Source organism: Ruegeria sp. YTSC004 (genome assembly GCF_059609805.1).
Genome location: NZ_JBXWMJ010000001.1, coordinates 98,962 through 117,655 on the forward strand (window position 1 = coordinate 98,962; position 18,694 = coordinate 117,655).

The following is an 18,694-nucleotide window of genomic DNA, read 5'->3' on the forward strand; positions in this document are numbered from 1 at the left end:
AGGCCCCCATGCTGTCCTCACTGCGATCATCTGTTTTGACCCTCGGGCTGGCGCTGATTGCCCTGCCCGCACACGCTTTCGACACAACCGCCCGCGCGGCCTATGTGATCGATCAGACGACCGGAACGGTTCTGCTGTCAAAAGAAGCCGACCAGCCCCTGCCGCCTGCGTCGATGTCCAAACTGATGACGCTCTATGTCGCGTTTGAGGCGTTGCGCGATGGCCGTCTAACCCTGGGTGAAACTCTGCCCGTTTCGGAACACGCCATGAGCTATGGTGGCTCGACCATGTTCCTGAACACGCAGGATCGTGTTAGCGTCGAGGATCTGCTGCGTGGCATCATCGTATTGTCTGGTAACGACGCATGCGTGGTGATTGCCGAGGCGCTAAGCCCCGATGGGACCGAGGCCGGGTTTGCCCGCTACATGACACAGCGCGCCAAGCAGATGGGCATGGACAACTCGAACTTCGCCAACTCGAACGGATGGCCGGCGGCAGGCCACATGATGTCGGTCCATGACCTTGCCGTATTGGCCAACCGGCTGATCAGCGACTTCCCCGAATACTACCCTCTGTTCGCAGAAGAAGAGTTTGAGTTTGATGGCCGTGCGCCGTCTAACAAACGTAACCGCAATCCGCTGCTGAAACTGGGGATCGGAGCCGACGGCCTGAAAACCGGGCACACGCAAGAGGCGGGTTACGGCCTTGTCGGCTCGGCCAAGCAAGGCGACCGTCGGGTTGTCTTTGTCCTGACCGGCCTCGATAGCACCGCCCGTCGCGCAGAGGAGGCTGAGGCCGTGGTTAACTGGTCGTTTCGCAATTTTGTCGAGAGGACCATTGCCGACGCCGAAACGCCGATAGCCGAAGCCCAGATTTGGATGGGCGCCGAAAAAACTGTTGGGCTGGTGCCCGAAGGTGATCTGACCTTGTTGTTCCCAGTTCTCAATGACAAGGACGTCAAAGCTGAGGTCGTCTACGAAGGTCCGATCAACGCGCCTGTGGAAAAGGGGCAGAAACTGGCTGAGCTGGTGATCACACCAGAAGGCTTGCCGGAAATCCGCCGCCCACTGTTCGCGGCCAAAGATGTGCCTGTGGGCGGGTTTGTCGTGCGCATGAAAACCGTAGGCGGTATTGTTCTGGAAGACGTGATCGGCAATCCGCTGGAGGCAATGTGACGAAGGCTGGGTTGTTTCTGACCTTCGAAGGCATTGACGGGTCCGGGAAATCATCACAAGCGCGCATGCTTGCAGATCATTTGCGCGGCCTCGGTCACGATGTGGTTCTGACCCGCGAACCCGGAGGGTCCGCAGGCGCTGAAGAAATCCGAAGCCTCGTTCTGGAAGGCGACCCGGATCGCTGGTCAGCGGAAACGGAAATTCTGCTGTTCACTGCTGCGCGCCGTGATCATCTGGAACGCACGATCAGGCCCGCGCTGGCCGAAGGCAAAGTTGTGATCTGCGACCGCTTCGCTGACAGCACCCGGATGTATCAGGGCCTGTCGCGCGGCGATCTGCGGGGATTGGTCGATCAATTGCACGACCTGATGATCGGGCGCGAACCCGACATGACCATTTTGATTGACATGGATCCCGAAACCGGGCTGTCCCGCGCCAAGGGGCGTCAGGGAACAGAAGAACGGTTCGAAGATTTCGGTCTGGATCTGCAGCAGCAGATGCGTGCGGGGTTTCTGGCCCTTGCGGATGAGTATTCCGACCGTTTCCGCGTGGTTGATGGCAACCGGGACATGGACAGTGTTGCACAGGATGTGACAGATATCGTTCTGCAAGCTTTGCGATAGACGATAGATGAGCGACGACACCCCAACCCCGGATCAGGCACCCGGTGCCCCACACCCGCGCGAGACACTGCGCCTGTTTGGTCAGGACGCGGCGGAACAGGCTTTTCTGAGCGCCTATACCTCGGAACGTCTGCACCACGGCTGGTTGATTACCGGTCCACGTGGCGTTGGCAAGGCGACGCTGGCCTGGCGGATCGCACGGTTTCTGCTGGCAACACCTCCGACCGAGGAGGATGGGCTGTTTGGCGCACCGCCACCGCCCGATAGCCTTGAGATCGATCCGGAACACCCCGTCGCGCACCGTATTCAGGCTGGGGCCGAGCCCGGCTTGGCGGCAATTACCAGATCTCTGAATGATCAGGGGCGGTTGCGTAGTGAGATTGTGGTTGATGATATCCGCAAGCTTGGCAAGTTCTTCGGCCTCTCCTCAACTGACGGTGGACGTCGCGTTGTGATCGTGGATGCCGCAGATGAGATGAACGTCAGCGCGGCCAACGCGTTGCTGAAAATGCTTGAAGAACCTCCGGCCCGTACCACACTGCTGCTGATCTCGCACCAGCCGTCGCGCCTGCTGCCGACAATCCGGTCGCGGTGCCGGACACTGCGCCTGTCTCCGCTGGGATCTGAGGATATGGAAGCCGCGCTGATGCAGACCGGCACAGAAATGCCGGGAAAGGCGGATCATTTGGCTGCACTGGCTGCCGGGTCCGTGGGTGATGCGGTGCGCCTGATCAATCTGGGCGGGCTGGAAATCTACGCCGAGCTGATTGCCATTCTGGGTACCCTGCCCCGAATGGACCGTCAGCGCGCGCTGGCCTTGGCCGAGGCTGCTGCCCAACGTGGCGCGTCCGAGCGGTTTGATCTGTTACTGACGTTGATCGACGTCGCCCTGTCCCGGCTTGCGCTGACCGGTGCAACCGGCGCGGCCCCGATGCCCGAAACCGCTCCGAACGAGGCAGAAACCCTTGCCCGCCTGTCTGCCTCACCGCAGCAGGCCCGCAAATGGGCAGAGGTCGCTGCAGTGATCACCGCACGCGCGCGTCATGGGCAGGCGGTGAACCTTGACCCTGCCGCTCTGGTCCTAGATACGGTGTTCAAGATACAAGAAACCGCCGGTCAGAGCAGATGAGCAATACGCCCGAAATCACCGACAGCCATTGCCATCTGGACTTCCCCGATTTCGAAGGTCAGCTAGATCAGATCGTGGCCAATGCCGCCGTGGCTGGCGTGACCCGCATGGTAACAATTTGCACCCGCTTGCGGAACGAACCAACCGTCCGCGCCATCGCCGAGACCCACGCGCCGGTCTTCTACGCTGCCGGTACCCACCCGATGAGCGCCGCTGATGAGCCGATGGCATCGGTCGATGAACTCGTCGCCTTGTCCCGGCACCCCAAATTTGTAGGTATCGGCGAAACCGGGCTGGACTATCACTATACCGCTGACAGCGCAGAGGTGCAGAAGCAATCCTTGCGGGTTCATATCGAGGCCGCCCAACGCACCGGTCTGCCCCTGATCATCCACGCCCGTGCCGCCGATGACGACATGGCCCGCATTCTGGCTGAGGAACACCGCAACGCGCCCTATTCCTGCGTGATGCATTGCTTTTCGTCCTCTGCCGAACTGGCCAAAGCCGCCCTTGAGCTGGGGTTCTATTTGTCGATGTCCGGCATCACAGCATTCCCCAAAAGCCAGGAGCTGCGCGACATCTTTGCCAGCGCCCCAGTCGACCGCATCCTTGTTGAAACCGACGCGCCATACCTGGCCCCACCCCCGTATCGCGGCAAGCGGAACGAGCCCGCCTATACCGCCCACATAGCGCGCAAGGGGGCCGAGGTGTTTGGGATGGACTACGTCGATTTTGCTGCCCAAACGCAGGCAAATTTTGACCGGTTGTTCACCAAAGCAGCGACCTACAAGGCGGCTGCATGACCGAATTGCGATGCACCATCCTTGGCTGCGGATCATCCGGCGGCGTCCCCCGGCTGGGCGGGCATTGGGGCGATTGCGACCCCAAGAACCCCAAAAACATCCGTCGCCGCTGTTCAATGCTGGTGGAACGGGACGGGCCGGACGGTACAACCTCGGTGCTGATTGACACCACCCCCGACATGCGTAGCCAATTGCTCGACAGCGGGACCGGGCGGCTGGATGGCGTGATCTACACCCATTCGCACGCGGATCATGTTCACGGCATCGATGACCTGCGTATGATCGTGTTTAACATGCGCGAACGAGTGCCCGTGTGGGCCGATGGCGACACGCAAAACGCCTTGCTGGGACGGTTCGGTTACGCCTTTGTCCAGCCCGAAGGCTCGCCCTATCCGCCAATCCTTGACCTGAAGTCCATCGACGGCCCGTTCGAGGTAGACGGCCCCGGCGGCCCGATTCCGTTCCATCCATTCAAGGTCAACCACGGCTCGATCGACTCGCTTGGTTTCCGGATGGGTAACTTGGCGTACCTGCCGGATGTGGCGGAAATCTACGAAGAGGCCTGGCTGATGATGGAAGGGTTGGATTGCCTGGTCATCGACGCGCTGCGTCGGAAACCTCACCCGACCCATGCACATTTGGAAAGGACGCTGGGCTGGATCGAACAACTGAACCCCAAGCGCGCGGTCCTGACCAACATGCATATCGATCTGGACTATGCCACGGTTGACGCGGAAACCGCCGACAACATCACCCCTGCCTATGACGGAATGGTGATCCATCAGGCGCTCTAAGACCCCACGCAACCGACCTGAGACGCAGCAATCCTGCGTCGGCCCAGCCTGCAAAGCGGTGCTATGCTTCAAAGTCTGATCGACGTCATTCTACCGGTTTTCCTTGTGATCGGAGCAGGTTATGCCTCGACCCGGTTGGGGTATTTCAAGGAAATTCACATCGATGGATTGATGAAGTTCACCCAGGGCTTTGCAATCCCATGCCTTCTGTTCCTTGCAATCTCGCATCTGGATCTGAGTGCCAGTTTTGATCCTCGGCTTCTGGTCAGCTTCTACTCAGCGGCTGGATTATGCTTCACGGCCGGTCTGTTCGGTGCACGGTTTATCTTTGGCCGGGATTGGGAAGATTGCGTCGCCATCGGGTTTTGCTGCCTGTTCTCGAACTCTGTCCTTTTGGGACTGCCGATCACCGAACGCGCCTACGGCCCCGAAAACCTGACCGGCAACTATGCGATCATCGCCTTCCATTCGCCCTTTTGCTACGGCGTTGGCATCACGGTGATGGAGGTTATTCGAAATCGCGGCCAGGGCGGTCCCCGCATGGTCAAATCCATCTTGTCGGCCATGTTCCGCAATGCACTAATCCTTGGCATCGCGCTGGGTTTTGCAGTGAACCTGTCTGGTATTGGCATACCTGCGGTCGTGGACGAAGCCCTGGGCCTTGTGACCCGCGCCGCCCTGCCCGGGGCGCTGTTCGCGCTTGGCGGAGTGCTGGTGAAATACAGGCCCGAAGGCGACCTGCGCGCCATCGCCTTTGTTGGCGCGATATCACTGATGCTGCATCCCAGTCTTGTCTGGCTATTCGGCTCAACAGTTGGCCTGCCACAGGACCTGTTCCGCTCAGGTGTGCTGACGGCAGCGATGGCGCCTGGTTTCAATGCTTACATCTTTGCCAATATGTACGGACGCGCAAAACGGGTCGCGGCCTCGTCCGTTCTGGTCGGAACCGGCGTCTCGATCCTGACAGTCTGGCTTTGGCTGACATTATTAGGATAGCGTGACGTCCCATGGATTGACTTTGCACCAGCCGGACACACCTAACTGAAAAGCCACAGGATACTCCTAAATGCCGCACGCCCTGATCGTCGCCCACGGCCAACCCTCGGACCCGGCCCCTGCTGAAGCGGCGCTAGCTTCCTATGCGGCAGAGGTCGATGCGTATTGCGATGGCGTCAACGTTCAATCAGCTACACTTGCTGCGCCTGGAATGCTGGAGGCTCGTTTGGATGAACTGCCCGACGACACTGTCATCTATCCCCTTTTCATGGCCAAGGGGTGGTTCGTGACACGTGCGCTGCCCAAGCGTCTGGGTGATAGAAATATCCGAATTCTGGACCCGCTGGGCGTTGACTCTAAACTCCCCGCTTTGGCTGCGGGCGCGTTGCAGGATACGCTGTTGAGCAAGGGGTGGGACGCGGACAAAACCGATCTGGTTCTGGCTGCACACGGATCGGGTCGCAGCCGCAACCCATCAGCTGTCGCCATTGAATTTTCTAAGGAATTGGCCGGGTGCGTGACCTTCCAATCCATCCGCGTCGGGTTTGTGGAAGAGGCCCCGTCCATTGCTGAAGCCGCGACCGGGGCTGGCGATCAATCTCTGTGCCTGCCCTTCTTTGCTTGCACGGGCGGGCATGTTTTGGAGGACGTGCCACAGGAGCTAGAGCGAGCGCGGTTCAATGGGCACGTGATGCCGGTTGTCGGAGAGCTTCCCCCAATCAAACGCCATATTGCGAGAACTCTGACACGTGCTTTTACGCAGGATTAGCCTAAATAACTGACCGCGTGGGATCAGATGTTATTACGAACTGGCCGATTTCAGCCCATAGGCCGCAAGCTCCGAGAACAGACAATGCCGCGACCGTCCCTGCCGCTTTGCCTCGTACAGCGCCTGATCGGCTGCATTCAGCAGCTCTGCCGCTTCCGGATTGCCGAACTGCGTGGACAAGGCCGTTCCGATGCTTGCCGAAATCCTACACGGGGCACCCTGAAACATCATGGGTTGGCATAGCCGACTGATCAGGCGTCCTGCTATGTCAGAGAGGACATTTTCGTCGACCAGACCTTTAAAAATTATTACAAACTCATCACCACCGACCCGAGCGACCGTGTCCTCATTTCGGGTCTCTTCCTCCATTATGCACGCAGCCTGTTGCAACACAAAGTCCCCCGCCGCATGGCCAAGGCGGTCGTTGACACTTTTGAAGAAGTCCAAGTCCAAATGCATAAGCGCAAAGGCGCAATTGCCCGAGATCAGGTGGCCAAGGACCACGTCCATCGCGCGGCGGTTTTTCAACCCGGTCAACATGTCTGTCACCGCCTGCTCTTCAGCGGCCAACATGGCCCCCTGCAGCCGCAGGTTCAGTGAGCGCGACGCCTCCATCGCGGCTGTTTTCGCCTCAACCAGATACAGCAGTTCAATCGACAGATCCGTGCCAGAGAAATCCGCGCTGGTCAGAGCATAGTCACGAACAGCGTCCAGGATAGAAATCCCGAAGGACAGGTTGATGATTGCCCCGCTCTCCTTTGGCAAAGGAGCGACCAGCCCCGTCAGCGCGGTCCGGGGTTCGTCGTGAAACTTCAGATGCACCTTGCCACCGGGCAGAGACAGCAGCGCGGAAATCGTTGTCACTGCTCGTGGTCTTACCAGTTCAAAAACGTCCAGAAAACCGCGACCCCGCATCGGATGGTCCGGGCGAAGCTTTTGCAGCGTTGGTCCCGCGTTTACGATCCTGCCTTTGTTGTCCACCATCACGAACATGGGGCACAACGTGTCCAAAAGAGCCGAGAGTTCAGAGGCTTGCATCATGACTTGCGCGCCCCAAGATCGAAATGACGCCCTTCGGCAAAGGCACTTTCCACGAGGACGATTGTGATGACTTCAGCCTCGCCCTGCGCCCCTTCATGCGACAGCATGGCCAATGCGCCATAGTCATCCGCTATGGCCCGCAATACGCCCACCATCACGCTGGAATAGCCCGGCAGGCCAGAATAGCAGTGCAGACGATACTCTGCTGGTGACACCTCTTGCAGCTCCAGCATCGGCAGGCGCAGATCCGAAACCGCTAGTCGGGCACGGTCTGACAGGTCATCCAGTGAGTGCAAAAACTCGACATATGTCACACCGCCGAATCGAAGCAGTCGGCGCAAACCTTCCATATTCGGGTGCGACACCAAATAGGTTCCAAGATCTTCCAGTATCTCGGCCCGTGGGCGATTCAAGTCAGCACTTAGCGCGTCCAAAACCTGCGCGGTCATGGCGTCGTCATAAAGCAGCATTGCCTCAAACTCGGAAAAACCCAGGCCCGCGGCCTCGGTCACCCGCTGCCAGCAGGGTTGTCCATAGGTCGCGCAAACAAATGACTGTATTGCCCGATTGATCAGACCATGCATGAGATGCCCCAAATTGGTTACACCCCAATCTGCTCAGATAATCCTTAACAAATACCCAAAAAACACGATGCGTGGATGACTATCCGACAGAGTCTCAATCTGGAAGTTATTGTTGTTACATTAGAAATCCGTCGGCGCGCCACCCTCGTCCTTTCGGCGGGCAACAAAATCCTCCAGCTCTTCACGAATCCCGTCATCTATCGGCGGGGGCTCAAAGCTGGTTACGATTTCCTTGAACATGTGGTGGGCGCGCTCGGCCGTCCAGATACCACCTGCAACGTCCCAGCCTTCGTAATTTTTCCAATCGCTTAGGAACGGCTGATAGAACGCGGTCGTGTAGCGGTCCTGGGTGTGCTGAATACCAAAGAAATGGCCATCGTTCCCAACGGCCTTGATTGCATCCAGCGCGATTTCGTCCGGGCCTGTCGCTGTGATCTCGGGCTGCATGTATCGCTGGATTTGCTGCAGAATTTCGCAATCCATGATGAATTTTTCGGGGCTAGCAATCAGCCCGCCCTCAAGCCACCCGGCCGCGTGGTACACCATGTTGCTACCCGACTGCACCGCAGCCCAAAGTGAGTTCGACGTCTCCCACACCGATTGCCCATCCGGCACGTTTGCCGCACACACACCTGACGACCGCATCGGCAAACCATAGTAACGTGCCATCTGGCCGGTCATCTGGGTTGAGCGCATATATTCGGGCGTTCCAAACGCAGGTGCGCCAGATTTCATGTCAACGTTGGACGTGAACGTCCCGATAACACAGGGAATTCCGGGCCGGACATATTGGAACAGCGCAATTGCGCACAATGCCTCGGCCAGAGATTGCGCAACCGCGCCCGCCATCGTGACTGGCGCCATCGCACCTGCCAGTGTGAACGGCGTCACGACAATCGCCTGCCCGCGCCGCGCTAGGCGCAAACAGCCGTCAATCATCGGATGATCATGTTTCAACGGCGAGGTCGAGTTGATGTTGGTATACATCCGCGGAGTCGCCTCGAACTCTTCATGGCTGTGACCCCCAGCGATCCGGACCATTTCCATCACGTCCTCGACCCGTTCTTTGCCCAGCGAATAGGCATGCATTGCCTTGTCGGTCAGCGTCAGCTTGTCATAGAGAACGTCCAGATGCCGAACGCTGGCGTGGATATCGACCGGCTCGACCGGGTAGCCCCCGGCAAAGTGGATACAGTTGAAATACTGTGTCAGCTTCAGCAGATTCCGGCACATCTCGCGATTACCTGCCACCTTGGTGCCGATCTCAAGATCCCAGTAGTTCGGCGGAGAGGAGACGTTCCCGAACAGCAGGGTTTTGCCACCAACCTCAATCGTCTTGTCAGGATTCCGTGGAGTGATCGTGAACTTTGATGGCGCTTTGGCCACCATTTCCATCACAAAGTCACGACCCATACGAACGTTGTCGCCATTGATCGTACAGCCCGCCTCTTTCAGGATACCAAGCGCTTCTTCGTTGTAGAACTCGATCCCGATCTCTTCGAGGATGCGCATGGCCCCCTCGTGGATCGCTTCGATGCCAGCTTGATCCAACGGTTCGGTGGGTTTGTCGATGTTGATCGGCGGATTCCACGGCATTTGGTCGATCACCGCGCTGCCCCTGCGTGCCGCCGCACCTGCCCGTCCCCCTCCGCGCCGTTTGCGAGTTTGTGTGTCAGCCATTGGAACCCTCCGGAACTTGCTTTCTTCAAGCAAGCCCCGAAGTCGGCCCAGTGGCCGCTCTATCTGCGACAAGGTTTGTCGGTTTTATTACTTGGGCAGTCGAATTCAGCCGAAGCTGGATCAGTTTTCAGCCAACCAGGCGGGAATGTGACCGATGTCCGGCAGCACGACATCCGCCATCGGCGCAAGTGCCTCGGCCGGGGCCAGCCCGGTTAGTACCCCAATTGTGGTCATTCCCGCTGCACGCCCGGCCTGCAGATCATGCAGGCTGTCCCCCACCATGGCCACGCGTGACGGGTCGACACCAACATGGGTCGCAAATGCAATCAATTGCCCGGGTCCGGGTTTGAACCCATGGCCGCTGTCGTAGCCAGCAACAAAATCGAAGTGGTCGCGAATCCCGACTGAGGCGAGATGTTGCAGCGCAGGCATCTCTCCGTCGTTCGTGGCTACACCTAGTTTTAAACCCGCCTGCCGCAAAGCATCGAGGAAGGGAACCAGAGGAACAGCCGGCGCCTGTGTCGCCGTCGCCGATTCCGTGTTCAGAATGTCGATCAGCTCATCGCTGGGCATATCCGGGAAATAGGGTGCAAGGGCTTCGGCGATCTCTTCAACGGTCCCCGCAATCACGATGCTGTCGTCAGCATATTCTTCCGAAACCGGATCAAACCCTATGGCCTGGCCCAGTTCGGCAGCCCGCTTTTGGTCGCCATCTGACAGCTTTTCCAACACGCTGCGCCCGAAACCACCCCATGTGTCCGCAAAGTCAAACAGTGTTCCGTCCTTGTCGAACAAGATCGCATCGATGGGCATTACATGCTCCTGTCAGTGAATTGAATCAGGTCCAGTGAACGTCGCCACCGGACAAAACAGCCCGCGCCTGACCCGGCAGATCATAGGGCACGGAATTGGCGTCACAAAAGGCGATCACCCACGAATCGTCAAGCATCAAGAATTCAAGAACCGAACTCAGAAACTCCGACTCTGATGCGCGAACCCGCAGATCCTCGGTGGATGCACCCGTCGAGCCCAAAAAGATCGGCAGCAATTCGTCATTCCCGACCAGCCAGCCAAGGACGTTCAGGGCAAGCGTTTCGGCGGATTGGGCGGTGATCGGCATAAAGAGGCCTCGGGTATGCACTTGGAAAGGGTTTGTTAACCAGACTCATAAACACTTTGGCAACGCATGCAATCAACGGTGATAGATATGTCCGTGCAGGGAACCATTCTTGTCCTCGACGGGACTTCGACCAATCGCATTATGCTAAAAGTTCAGCTGACGGCGGCGTGGTATCACGTGGTTCAGGCCGAAAAGCTGCAGGGGCTGGCCGGGCTGCTAAGTCGTACGCGCCCCGATCTGGTGCTGGTGGCACAAACGCTGCCTGATGGCTCGGCTGCGGACGTCAAAAGACTGGTGATGGCCAATCCGGAACTGGCCGATGTACCGGTCGTTGCAATCGCGCCGCAGAACGACAAGGCGGCAAGGTTGCAGGCATTGTCGGATGGGTTGGACGACGTGTTGGCAACCCCGTTCAAGGACACCCTGCTTCTGGCGCGAGTTCGCAGCCTGCTGCGCGCGCGCGCAGATACGCAAGAGCTTCAGCTGGGCGGCGGATCACATCCAGTCGGATTTGCAGAACCCGCGACCGTGCTGATTACGCCGTCGAAATCGGCCCATGTGGCCATACTGACCCAAAGCGCCCGGATCGGGACATTGTGGAAATCCGCGTTGTCCGAGAAATCGCATCACAGCCTAAGCACGCATGCAGCTTCGAACATGCGTGCTTTGCTGTCAGGGCCAGTGCCAGACGCGATCCTAATCGAAATAGATACGACGGCCGCGGGCCTGAATACGTTGGCGGACCTGAAGTCACGCGGGGCAACTCGGCGTACCGTATTGATCGCCGTCTTGGCCGATGAAAATGCAACAATGGCGAGCGAGGCGCTGGATCGTGGCGCTGACGCCGTGTGTATGGGGGGGTTCTACGTCGAAGAGGTTCAACTACATCTGGATAACCAGATCACGCGAAAGGCCCGAATGGACCAAATGCGCGCCTCATTAAAGCGCGGGCTGGCCGAGTCGTGGGTCGACCCCCTGACTGGGTTGCACAACCGTCGCTATGCTATGCAAGCTATGGATCAGATGGCACGACAACCATCGCATACCGGTCACGGTTTTGTTGTCATGCTGGCAGACTTGGATCATTTCAAAACCATCAACGACCGTTTTGGCCATGTCAGCGGCGACCAGGTTTTGACCGAGGCCGCAAGGCGAATGAAACGCACGGTTGGCGCGGCGGGTTTTGTCGCGCGCATCGGGGGAGAGGAGTTTATGATAGGTCTGCCTGACAGCTCTCAGGCTGGGGCGATGGATCTGGCTAAAACCCTGCGCGACTGTATCAGCAAGACACCATTTTCTCTGCCCGATACCTCGGCCCCTGTGCCAGTCACCATTAGCATCGGCCTGACGGCGCCGATCCCGCCCCTGCCCCCTGGTGACCCGGTGGAGCGGTTGCTGAAATCCGCCGATACTGCGCTTTATGCAGCCAAGAAGGCTGGTCGCAATCAAGTAAGGATCAGGCAGAGCGCCGCCTGAAACCCTCAGTCCTTTTTCTTGTGGCCACGCGGGCCTCGTTTAACAACCTCCTCCAGCCGGTCGGCATAGACCAGACGCTCTTCATCGCTCATGGCTTCAACCCGGGCCAACCACTCTTGCTGCAGGGCATCCTGCAGGTCCGCCATGGACTGCGCTTGTTGGTCCAGCAGGGCCTGAACCGCTACTGCGTCAAAGGGATTTGCCCGCAAAGCAGTGCTGAGTTGGGCAAAATCCTGGGATCGGTTGTGTGCACCCTTTTTGTGTCGGTCGAACAGCTCGCCCCGCATGGCTTTACGCTCTTCCTTTGGCAGCGCACGATACAGCGCCGAACCAAAACCTGGCGGAGATTTTGCATGATCCCCCCCTTTGACCCGCAGCGCGGTCCCCAGGGCAACGCCGACGATCAACAGGTTCAAGGCCAGCGAGATGACCAGCAGAACCGACATCCAGCGGTTTTTGGGTTTGGGACTATCGCTCATTCGGCGTCCTCCAGAAAACTCGTATCCAGACTTAGGTCAGCGACCACGAAACTAACATCCTGCGCGTAAATGTAATTGGCAGGATCAGGCAGAAATGCCGGTGCTGAAAAGCCGATCCAGACACCCGCCATACTGGCAGCAACCAAACCGCCCATTCCCTGCCAGCCGCCAAACCCGGCCAGAAGGCGCGCCCAAAGCGAGTTTGTCTTTGGCTCATCTGGCTTCAGGCGACCCAGCCGAACAGATTCCGCGTCGGTGAGAATGCGCACAGCCAGATCATCCGGCAACTCATGCCGATCCTGCCGGGCTTGGGCGAACAACAGATCCAGATTGTCTTTGTCGTCAGTCATCGTCGTACCCCAGTTCATCTCGTCGCCCGGCCAGAATTGCCGCTAACGACCGTTTTCCTCGTGCCGTAAGGCTTTCCACCGCTTCCACCGAAATACCCATGATCCCAGCGATTTCAGGGTTGGGCAATTCCTCAATATGCCGCAAAACAACAGCTTGCCGCTGACGTTCGGGCAGTTGTGATAGTGCCATTTGCAGTGCATCCTTTCGGGCTGCGTCCTGTAGACGGTCGGCTGCACTGGCCTTTTCATCTGCTGGCTCTGGCACATCCGCCAGCCGGTCCGGCGTCTTTTTGCGGCGCAGATCAACACACAGATTCAGCGTCACGCGATAAAGCCACGTCGATACTTTAGCCTGACCAGGTACCCAATCAGGTGCCATCTGCCACAGGCGCATCATCGCATCTTGTGTCACATCTTCAGCCTCGGCGCGGTTGCCCAGAAACCGAAGGGCCACTGATAAGCTGCGCGGCGCAAGCCGATCGGTGAGAACGCGCGCCGCCGCGGCATCGCCATTGGCAAACTGCCTGAGCAACACATCGTCGCCCAACTCGTCCGCGGCGTAATCCACGCCGCGAACGTATTGTGGAGCAGAGGTCAGGTCCTCCATCCCGCGTCAGCTGTCGTCAGAGTCCGCTTTCCCATGTTTCTTGTGGCGCTTCCCCATTCTGTCTTTTGCATCGGCAAATTCCTCTTCCGAGATAGCGCCGTCCTCGTTCGCGTCGATCCGGTCAAACATCTTGTCAGCACGGCGCGGCTTGGGCAACTCGTCCTCGCTCAGAAACCCGTCCTTGTTGGCATCGTTGCGTTCAAACATCTTCGTAACACGGTCGTTGGCCTTCTTTTGACCTGCTGCCTGCATCTCTTCGACGCTCAGCTGGCCGTCGCCGTCGGTGTCGGCATTGGTGAAACGCTGATTCCGATGAGCCTGCATTTCTTCCTTAGTCACCTGCCCGTCACCGTTCGCATCGAGCTGTTGAAAGGTCACAGGTTCGCGATCTTTACCGCCTGCGGCGAAAACGGATGTGCCAGTGATTGCCAGTGCTGACACAATGATTGCCGGAATGAATTTGGCGCTTTTCATAACGTTTTTCCCTTGTTTTCGCGGCGCCATTGCCGCTGCTTACATAGGTTCAAACGGGGCAGGCATCCCATTCCGTCGCAGGAAGTGAAACTTTTTTAAAAACGTCATGGCGATGCAAAGCGACGCACCCCCTTTCCCGAAGCCACAAACAAGCGTTATATCCTCATCATTGGAACGCGCGAGTATCAACATGACAGATCAGACGATCGAAACCCACGATGTAGAAGACCGCCCGACAAAGCCAGCACTGGTCAAAGGGTTCCGTTGCCGTTGCCCAAATTGCGGCGAAGGCAAACTGCTGCACAGCTACCTCAAGGTTAACAACGAATGTTCGAATTGCGGACAGGAGCTGTTTCACCATCGCGCCGATGACGGGCCGGCCTATCTGACCATTCTTCTGGTGGGTCACCTGCTGGCACCGGCGCTTCACTTATCTTATGTCCATTGGCGCCCTGAGCCCCTGACGATGTTCTTGGTTTTAGCATTTGGCTGTACTGCCCTGTCACTATTCCTGCTGCCACGATTGAAAGGGGCCGTTGTCGCCTATCAATGGGCTCGTCGCATGCACGGCTTTGGCCAGTCCGCGTGATCTTGGACCACAAGTTGAGCGACGGATGACGGTGGACAAAACAGCCATACGCGACGCGGCGACAGTCATTGTCCTACGGGATCGTCTGACCAATCCATCCATCCTGATGGGGCAACGCGGCGCAAAAGCCGCGTTCATGCCCAACAAGTTTGTCTTCCCAGGCGGCGCTGTCGATACATCTGATGCAGATGTTGCACTGTCAACAGATCTGCCCGCTGTGTGCTGTGATCGCCTTGCGGAGCGGTCACAAGCCGGGCTGCAAAATGCCTTGGCGGCGGCGGCGATCCGAGAGCTTTGGGAAGAAACCGGACTGATTTTGGGCCAACCAGGTGATTGGGCGGGCCCGCGGACCGAAGATTGGGCGACATTTGCGCAGATGGGATACCGCCCATCGGCACAAGCACTTCAGTTCGTTTTTCGTGCCGTCACCCCGCCTGGGCGACCCCGCCGGTTCGATGCACGCTTTTTCCTGGTGGACGCCGCCGCAATACAGGGCGATCTGGATGATTTCAGCCACGCCTCGGACGAGCTGTCACATCTGCAATGGGTGCCGCTGGATCGGGCGCGCGAATTCGACCTGCCGTTCATTACAGAAGTCGTGCTGGCCGAAATCGCTGCTCGGGTGACAGACCCAACGCCCCCTGAAACTGTTCCGTTCTTTCTGAACAGTGAGGAGGAAAGCCTTTTCCTCAAGCTTCGCGGTTATCCCATGCCAGAAGCAGACTGAGGGCCGGTGGCCCTCAGACACGTTATTTCATGCGGCTGATTACCGTGGTGACTTCGGGCTTTTTCCCAATCTCGGTCTTTGCTGTTTGGCGAACGATCCGGCGTATTGCCTCTTCCAGTTTGTCATCATCGCGCAGGGTCTTGGCATCGGCCCGCATCAGGAACTGATTCAGGTCTTCTTCTAGAACTTCAACCAATGCAGCCCGGGACGATCCAATCTCGGACAGACCCATCGTATCGCACCACGGCTCGCCCAGTGGTTCGTCCTCTTCGTCCAGAATGACCGTGACAGTGACGTGCCCGTTCAGCGCCATGCGAATCCGGTCACGCACCACCCCATCCAGGGCGCCAACTTTGACCGTGCCGTCCAGGTAGGTCCGACCGGTTTCGACATAGTCGACAACTCGCGGCGCATTCCCTGTCAGATCCAGCATGGTTCCGTTTACGGCCAGAATACCAGTACGCCCACCAGCTTCCGCCAGTTTGGCATGCTCGCGCAGGTGACGATGTTCACCGTGCATCGGAATAATCATCTGCGGATCGACCAGCCCGTGTACTTTCTCAAGATCCGGACGGTTGGCGTGACCGGACACATGGTACAGGCCCGCACTGTCATCGACCACATCCACGCCCTTTTCACTGAGCTGGTTCATGATGAAAATCACGCCGCGCTCGTTGCCTGGGATGGTTTTGGACGAGAAGAGAAACAGATCGCCCTCTTTCAGTTCCAAACCGCGGTATTTGCCCCGCGCAAGCTGCGCGCTGGCCGCGCGGCGTTCTCCCTGGCTGCCGGTGACGATCAGCATCAGGTTCTGGCGCGGCATCTCCACAGCCTCTTCGGCGCTGACGACGCGTGGAAAGCTGGTCAGAATGCCCGTTTCGGTCGCGGCTTCGATCATCCGGCGCATCGCGCGACCCAGCAGAACGACCGAGCGCCCCGCCCGTTCACCCGCCTCGGCCAGCGTCTTAACCCGTGCGACATTCGACGCAAATGTGGTGGCGACAACCATACCGCTAGCTTCTTCAACCAGCCTGGTGATCTCGGGACCGACCTCGGACTCCGAGCGGCCCGCATGGGGGGAAAACACGTTCGTGCTGTCACACACCAGCGCTTTGACGCCAGACTTGGCAACCTCAGCCCAGAGATTGGGGTCAAAAGGTTCACCAACGATCGGATTTTCATCCAGCTTGAAGTCGCCGGTATGGACGATCCGCCCCTCGGGCGTGTCGATCACCAGGGCAGCGCTTTCGGGGATCGAATGCGAGACCGGCAGGAAACCTACCTTGAACGGACCAACGGAAATCTGTTCGGGCCAGGCCGATGCAGTATGTACGGCATCCTCGGGGTGTCCGTGCTCTTCCATCTTGCGGCGCGCGATGTTGGCGGTGAAGGCCCGTGCGTAGACAGGCGCACCCAGCGCCTCATAGCAATGCGCCACAGCGCCCACGTGGTCCTCGTGTGCGTGGGTGACGAACACGGCCTCCAGCCTGTCGGCACGTTCGCGCAGCCACGAGATGTCGGCATGAATCAGGTCAACGCCTGGGGTGGTGTCCATGTCGGGAAATGTCACGCCCAGATCCACAAGGATCAGCCGTTCCTGTCCGGGCTTGCCATAGCCGTAGACATAGGCATTCATGCCAATTTCGCCGGCACCACCCAGCGGTAGGTAGATCAATCTTTCGCTGCTCATGTCGAGCCATTGTCCTTGTTATAGCGATGAATCACGGTAAGCCCGTGCATCGTCAGATCATCTTCGATTGCGTCAAACCCCACGTCCGCCTGATCGAACAGCGGCGCGAGCCCACCGGTTCCAACGACTTTCATCGGCATTCCGTATTCCGCCTTGATCCGGGAAATCAGCCCCTCGATCAATCCGGAATAGCCCCAATACACGCCGGATTGGATACAGCCAACCGTATTCGTGCCAATCACATTTTCAGGGCGGGTGATATCAATATGCGGCAGGGCAGCCGCGCCCTGGTGCAACGCCTCGAGGCTGAGGTTTACGCCCGGCGCAATGATCCCGCCGACATAGGCCCCATCCGCCGCAACCACATCAAAGTTCGTCGCCGTGCCAAAATCCACAACAACCACGTTGCCGCCATGCCGGTCAAACGCAGCCACCGCGTTGGCCAGTCGATCCGGGCCGGGTACTGTCCCCTCGTCAACACGCGGATTCATCGGCAACAGACAATCGGGCTTGCCCACGACAAGCGGCCGACATCCAAAGAACCGATCAGCAAAGACCCGCAGGTTGAACACAACCCGAGGCACGGTCGAGGCGATGATCACATCAGTAATTTCAGCCTCGATCCCATAGTGTTTCACCAGCGTCGAATACCACGTGAAATAGGCATCCGCCGTGCGCGCATGGTGGGTCGATGTGCGCAGGGTGCAAAGAAACCTTTCACCGTCCCAGATCGAGAACACAGTATTCGTGTTACCGCAGTCGATAGCCAGAAGCATCTGAGCCTCCTTCAGAAAAACACATCCGCCGCCGGAATACTGACGCGGCCTTTGGCGGTGTTTAGGACAAGGTTGCCCCTTGCGTCCACCGTTTCAAAGGTTCCAACCGTTTCCGACGCTGCGGTACGGGCGGTGATGACCTCACCCAACTTGGCGGCCCGGGCCAACCACGCGGTCCGAATCGGTTCAAACCCGTAAGTCACGAATTGGTTCTCGTATCTGGCATAGGCGACAGCAAGTTCTGTCAGGAAATCCTCAGGCGTTACGTTGGCTCCGGCCTCCGATAATAGGGAAACCGGTCGGACGGCGCCGGGTTCTACCTGATCTGCTCCGGGTGCCTCTGACAGGTTCACGCCGATGCCGATGGACAAGTGCGAGACGCCGTGCCCCTGCCCTGTGCTTTCCAGCAGGATACCAGCCAGTTTGCCGCCGTTCAGCAATACATCGTTGGGCCATTTTAGGGACAAACCCGTCGCCCGTCCGGTCACTGCAACGCAGGCGTCAAACAGCGCCAGCGCAGCCACAAAGCTGCGCAGTGCGGCCTGTTCCGGATTTCCCTGTGGCCGCATCAAAAGGGTCGCGGCCAGATTTCCCTTGGGATTGGCCCACGCCCGACCCCGTCGCCCACGCGCCGCCGTCTGGTGATGCGCCATGATCCAAACCGGACCGGTCGTGGTCGGGGCCATGCGGGTGGCCTCGTTCAATGTGCTGTCGACCTCTTGCAGCACATGCAGGCCGTATCCCTGTGGCCAGTCTGTCATGTCAAAAAGGCCCGGTCCGCTGACCGAGCCCCCAAATTTGATGTGTTAAGT

The 18,694-nt window shown here is 58.5% G+C and carries 22 protein-coding genes; 10 read left to right on the top strand and 12 right to left on the bottom strand.

Annotated features, from left to right (window positions below):
- Window positions 1-8: 8 nt before the first annotated feature.
- The 7 genes from AC2FFP_RS00475 to AC2FFP_RS00505 all read left to right on the top strand — a co-directional run bounded on the left by AC2FFP_RS00475 (window position 9) and on the right by AC2FFP_RS00505 (window position 6,289).
- Window positions 9-1,175: a D-alanyl-D-alanine carboxypeptidase family protein gene (locus AC2FFP_RS00475; protein ID WP_496768095.1), complete on the top strand. Its 1,167-nt coding sequence runs from the start codon at window positions 9-11 to the stop codon at window positions 1,173-1,175.
- Complete coding sequence (tmk, locus tag AC2FFP_RS00480; RefSeq protein WP_496768093.1) at window positions 1,172-1,798, top strand: dTMP kinase; 627 nt, start codon at window positions 1,172-1,174, stop codon at window positions 1,796-1,798. The genes AC2FFP_RS00475 and tmk overlap by 4 nt, the downstream gene beginning before the upstream one ends.
- Before the next feature lie 7 nt (window positions 1,799-1,805).
- The gene (locus tag AC2FFP_RS00485) at window positions 1,806-2,927 is read left to right on the top strand and encodes a DNA polymerase III subunit delta' (RefSeq protein ID WP_496880619.1); all 1,122 of its coding nucleotides are present in this window, start codon (window positions 1,806-1,808) and stop codon (window positions 2,925-2,927) included.
- Window positions 2,924-3,730 carry a TatD family hydrolase gene (locus tag AC2FFP_RS00490; protein ID WP_496768090.1) on the top strand — a complete coding sequence of 269 codons (807 nt, stop codon included), beginning with the start codon at window positions 2,924-2,926 and terminating at the stop codon, window positions 3,728-3,730. The genes AC2FFP_RS00485 and AC2FFP_RS00490 overlap by 4 nt, the downstream gene beginning before the upstream one ends.
- Entirely contained in the window at window positions 3,727-4,524 is a 798-nt protein-coding gene (locus AC2FFP_RS00495) for an MBL fold metallo-hydrolase (RefSeq protein ID WP_496768088.1), read from the top strand. The genes AC2FFP_RS00490 and AC2FFP_RS00495 overlap by 4 nt, the downstream gene beginning before the upstream one ends.
- 63 nt (window positions 4,525-4,587) lie before the next feature.
- Entirely contained in the window at window positions 4,588-5,520 is a 933-nt protein-coding gene (locus AC2FFP_RS00500) for an AEC family transporter (RefSeq protein WP_496768084.1), read from the top strand.
- Window positions 5,521-5,590: 70 nt separating this feature from the next.
- Entirely contained in the window at window positions 5,591-6,289 is a 699-nt protein-coding gene (locus AC2FFP_RS00505; RefSeq protein WP_496768082.1) for a CbiX/SirB N-terminal domain-containing protein, read from the top strand.
- Between the two features lie 33 nt (window positions 6,290-6,322).
- Here AC2FFP_RS00505 and AC2FFP_RS00510 read toward each other — a convergent pair whose 3' ends face one another.
- From AC2FFP_RS00510 to AC2FFP_RS00530, 5 genes are all read right to left on the bottom strand, one after another.
- Window positions 6,323-7,330: a diguanylate cyclase domain-containing protein gene (locus tag AC2FFP_RS00510; protein WP_496768080.1), complete on the bottom strand. Its 1,008-nt coding sequence runs from the start codon at window positions 7,328-7,330 to the stop codon at window positions 6,323-6,325.
- Complete coding sequence (locus tag AC2FFP_RS00515; RefSeq protein WP_496724526.1) at window positions 7,327-7,914, bottom strand: heme NO-binding domain-containing protein; 588 nt, start codon at window positions 7,912-7,914, stop codon at window positions 7,327-7,329. The genes AC2FFP_RS00510 and AC2FFP_RS00515 overlap by 4 nt, the downstream gene beginning before the upstream one ends.
- A 120-nt stretch (window positions 7,915-8,034) precedes the next feature.
- Window positions 8,035-9,594, bottom strand: a complete 1,560-nt coding sequence (locus AC2FFP_RS00520; protein ID WP_496737975.1) for a trimethylamine methyltransferase family protein — start codon at window positions 9,592-9,594, stop codon at window positions 8,035-8,037.
- Between the two features lie 120 nt (window positions 9,595-9,714).
- Window positions 9,715-10,407: an HAD family hydrolase gene (locus AC2FFP_RS00525; protein ID WP_496768078.1), complete on the bottom strand. Its 693-nt coding sequence runs from the start codon at window positions 10,405-10,407 to the stop codon at window positions 9,715-9,717.
- A 25-nt stretch (window positions 10,408-10,432) separates the two neighbouring features.
- On the bottom strand, window positions 10,433-10,714 hold the full coding sequence (locus AC2FFP_RS00530; protein ID WP_058279646.1) for a DUF3572 domain-containing protein: 282 nt from the start codon (window positions 10,712-10,714) through the stop codon (window positions 10,433-10,435).
- 87 nt (window positions 10,715-10,801) lie between these two features.
- Between AC2FFP_RS00530 and AC2FFP_RS00535 the strand changes: the two genes are divergently transcribed.
- Window positions 10,802-12,190 (top strand): diguanylate cyclase, encoded by a 1,389-nt coding sequence (locus AC2FFP_RS00535; protein WP_496768073.1) that lies wholly within the window; start codon window positions 10,802-10,804, stop codon window positions 12,188-12,190.
- 5 nt (window positions 12,191-12,195) lie between these two features.
- On the opposite strand, the gene AC2FFP_RS00540 is transcribed toward AC2FFP_RS00535, so the two are convergent.
- Genes AC2FFP_RS00540 through AC2FFP_RS00555 form a run of 4 tightly spaced genes read right to left on the bottom strand, consistent with a single transcriptional unit; the run spans window position 12,196 to window position 14,100 of the window.
- Window positions 12,196-12,669 carry a periplasmic heavy metal sensor gene (locus AC2FFP_RS00540; protein WP_496768071.1) on the bottom strand — a complete coding sequence of 158 codons (474 nt, stop codon included), beginning with the start codon at window positions 12,667-12,669 and terminating at the stop codon, window positions 12,196-12,198.
- Entirely contained in the window at window positions 12,666-13,019 is a 354-nt protein-coding gene (locus AC2FFP_RS00545) for a hypothetical protein (protein WP_109310457.1), read from the bottom strand. Before AC2FFP_RS00545 ends, AC2FFP_RS00540 begins: the two co-directional genes overlap by 4 nt.
- The gene (locus AC2FFP_RS00550; protein WP_496768069.1) at window positions 13,012-13,626 is read right to left on the bottom strand and encodes an RNA polymerase sigma factor; all 615 of its coding nucleotides are present in this window, start codon (window positions 13,624-13,626) and stop codon (window positions 13,012-13,014) included. Before AC2FFP_RS00550 ends, AC2FFP_RS00545 begins: the two co-directional genes overlap by 8 nt.
- 6 nt (window positions 13,627-13,632) lie before the next feature.
- Window positions 13,633-14,100, bottom strand: coding sequence for an EF-hand domain-containing protein (locus tag AC2FFP_RS00555; RefSeq protein ID WP_058279674.1), 468 nt, complete (start codon window positions 14,098-14,100; stop codon window positions 13,633-13,635).
- Window positions 14,101-14,290: 190 nt separating this feature from the next.
- Between AC2FFP_RS00555 and AC2FFP_RS00560 the strand changes: the two genes are divergently transcribed.
- Together AC2FFP_RS00560 and AC2FFP_RS00565 are read left to right on the top strand one after the other, a co-directional pair.
- The gene (locus AC2FFP_RS00560; protein WP_113788484.1) at window positions 14,291-14,689 is read left to right on the top strand and encodes a DUF983 domain-containing protein; all 399 of its coding nucleotides are present in this window, start codon (window positions 14,291-14,293) and stop codon (window positions 14,687-14,689) included.
- Window positions 14,690-14,714: 25 nt separating this feature from the next.
- Window positions 14,715-15,416 carry an NUDIX hydrolase gene (locus tag AC2FFP_RS00565; RefSeq protein WP_496768067.1) on the top strand — a complete coding sequence of 234 codons (702 nt, stop codon included), beginning with the start codon at window positions 14,715-14,717 and terminating at the stop codon, window positions 15,414-15,416.
- Window positions 15,417-15,438: 22 nt separating this feature from the next.
- Here the strand turns inward: AC2FFP_RS00565 and AC2FFP_RS00570 are convergent, their stop codons facing one another.
- Genes AC2FFP_RS00570 through AC2FFP_RS00580 form a run of 3 tightly spaced genes read right to left on the bottom strand, consistent with a single transcriptional unit; the run spans window position 15,439 to window position 18,643 of the window.
- Window positions 15,439-17,106, bottom strand: coding sequence for a ribonuclease J (locus AC2FFP_RS00570; RefSeq protein WP_496768065.1), 1,668 nt, complete (start codon window positions 17,104-17,106; stop codon window positions 15,439-15,441).
- Entirely contained in the window at window positions 17,103-17,882 is a 780-nt protein-coding gene (locus AC2FFP_RS00575; RefSeq protein ID WP_058274409.1) for a type III pantothenate kinase, read from the bottom strand. Before AC2FFP_RS00575 ends, AC2FFP_RS00570 begins: the two co-directional genes overlap by 4 nt.
- Before the next feature lie 11 nt (window positions 17,883-17,893).
- The gene (locus AC2FFP_RS00580; protein ID WP_496768063.1) at window positions 17,894-18,643 is read right to left on the bottom strand and encodes a biotin--[acetyl-CoA-carboxylase] ligase; all 750 of its coding nucleotides are present in this window, start codon (window positions 18,641-18,643) and stop codon (window positions 17,894-17,896) included.
- Between the last annotated feature and the right edge of the window lie 51 nt (window positions 18,644-18,694).

Bases quoted from the DNA above. Each gene is read 5' to 3' on its own strand.
- AC2FFP_RS00555 (WP_058279674.1), bottom strand. From the start codon at position 14,100: ATGAAAAGCGCCAAATTCATTCCGGCAATCATTGTGTCAGCACTGGCA.
- AC2FFP_RS00560 (WP_113788484.1), top strand. From the start codon at position 14,291: ATGACAGATCAGACGATCGAAACCCACGATGTAGAAGACCGCCCGACA.
- AC2FFP_RS00535 (WP_496768073.1), top strand. From the start codon at position 10,802: ATGTCCGTGCAGGGAACCATTCTTGTCCTCGACGGGACTTCGACCAAT.
- AC2FFP_RS00495 (WP_496768088.1), top strand. From the start codon at position 3,727: ATGACCGAATTGCGATGCACCATCCTTGGCTGCGGATCATCCGGCGGC.
- AC2FFP_RS00580 (WP_496768063.1), bottom strand. From the start codon at position 18,643: ATGACAGACTGGCCACAGGGATACGGCCTGCATGTGCTGCAAGAGGTC.
- AC2FFP_RS00525 (WP_496768078.1), bottom strand. From the start codon at position 10,407: ATGCCCATCGATGCGATCTTGTTCGACAAGGACGGAACACTGTTTGAC.
- AC2FFP_RS00575 (WP_058274409.1), bottom strand. From the start codon at position 17,882: ATGCTTCTGGCTATCGACTGCGGTAACACGAATACTGTGTTCTCGATC.
- AC2FFP_RS00510 (WP_496768080.1), bottom strand. From the start codon at position 7,330: ATGATGCAAGCCTCTGAACTCTCGGCTCTTTTGGACACGTTGTGCCCC.
- AC2FFP_RS00500 (WP_496768084.1), top strand. From the start codon at position 4,588: ATGCTTCAAAGTCTGATCGACGTCATTCTACCGGTTTTCCTTGTGATC.
- AC2FFP_RS00540 (WP_496768071.1), bottom strand. From the start codon at position 12,669: ATGAGCGATAGTCCCAAACCCAAAAACCGCTGGATGTCGGTTCTGCTG.
- AC2FFP_RS00530 (WP_058279646.1), bottom strand. From the start codon at position 10,714: ATGCCGATCACCGCCCAATCCGCCGAAACGCTTGCCCTGAACGTCCTT.
- AC2FFP_RS00485 (WP_496880619.1), top strand. From the start codon at position 1,806: ATGAGCGACGACACCCCAACCCCGGATCAGGCACCCGGTGCCCCACAC.
- AC2FFP_RS00520 (WP_496737975.1), bottom strand. From the start codon at position 9,594: ATGGCTGACACACAAACTCGCAAACGGCGCGGAGGGGGACGGGCAGGT.
- AC2FFP_RS00565 (WP_496768067.1), top strand. From the start codon at position 14,715: ATGACGGTGGACAAAACAGCCATACGCGACGCGGCGACAGTCATTGTC.
- AC2FFP_RS00505 (WP_496768082.1), top strand. From the start codon at position 5,591: ATGCCGCACGCCCTGATCGTCGCCCACGGCCAACCCTCGGACCCGGCC.
- AC2FFP_RS00475 (WP_496768095.1), top strand. From the start codon at position 9: ATGCTGTCCTCACTGCGATCATCTGTTTTGACCCTCGGGCTGGCGCTG.
- AC2FFP_RS00545 (WP_109310457.1), bottom strand. From the start codon at position 13,019: ATGACTGACGACAAAGACAATCTGGATCTGTTGTTCGCCCAAGCCCGG.
- AC2FFP_RS00570 (WP_496768065.1), bottom strand. From the start codon at position 17,106: ATGAGCAGCGAAAGATTGATCTACCTACCGCTGGGTGGTGCCGGCGAA.
- AC2FFP_RS00490 (WP_496768090.1), top strand. From the start codon at position 2,924: ATGAGCAATACGCCCGAAATCACCGACAGCCATTGCCATCTGGACTTC.
- AC2FFP_RS00515 (WP_496724526.1), bottom strand. From the start codon at position 7,914: ATGCATGGTCTGATCAATCGGGCAATACAGTCATTTGTTTGCGCGACC.
- AC2FFP_RS00550 (WP_496768069.1), bottom strand. From the start codon at position 13,626: ATGGAGGACCTGACCTCTGCTCCACAATACGTTCGCGGCGTGGATTAC.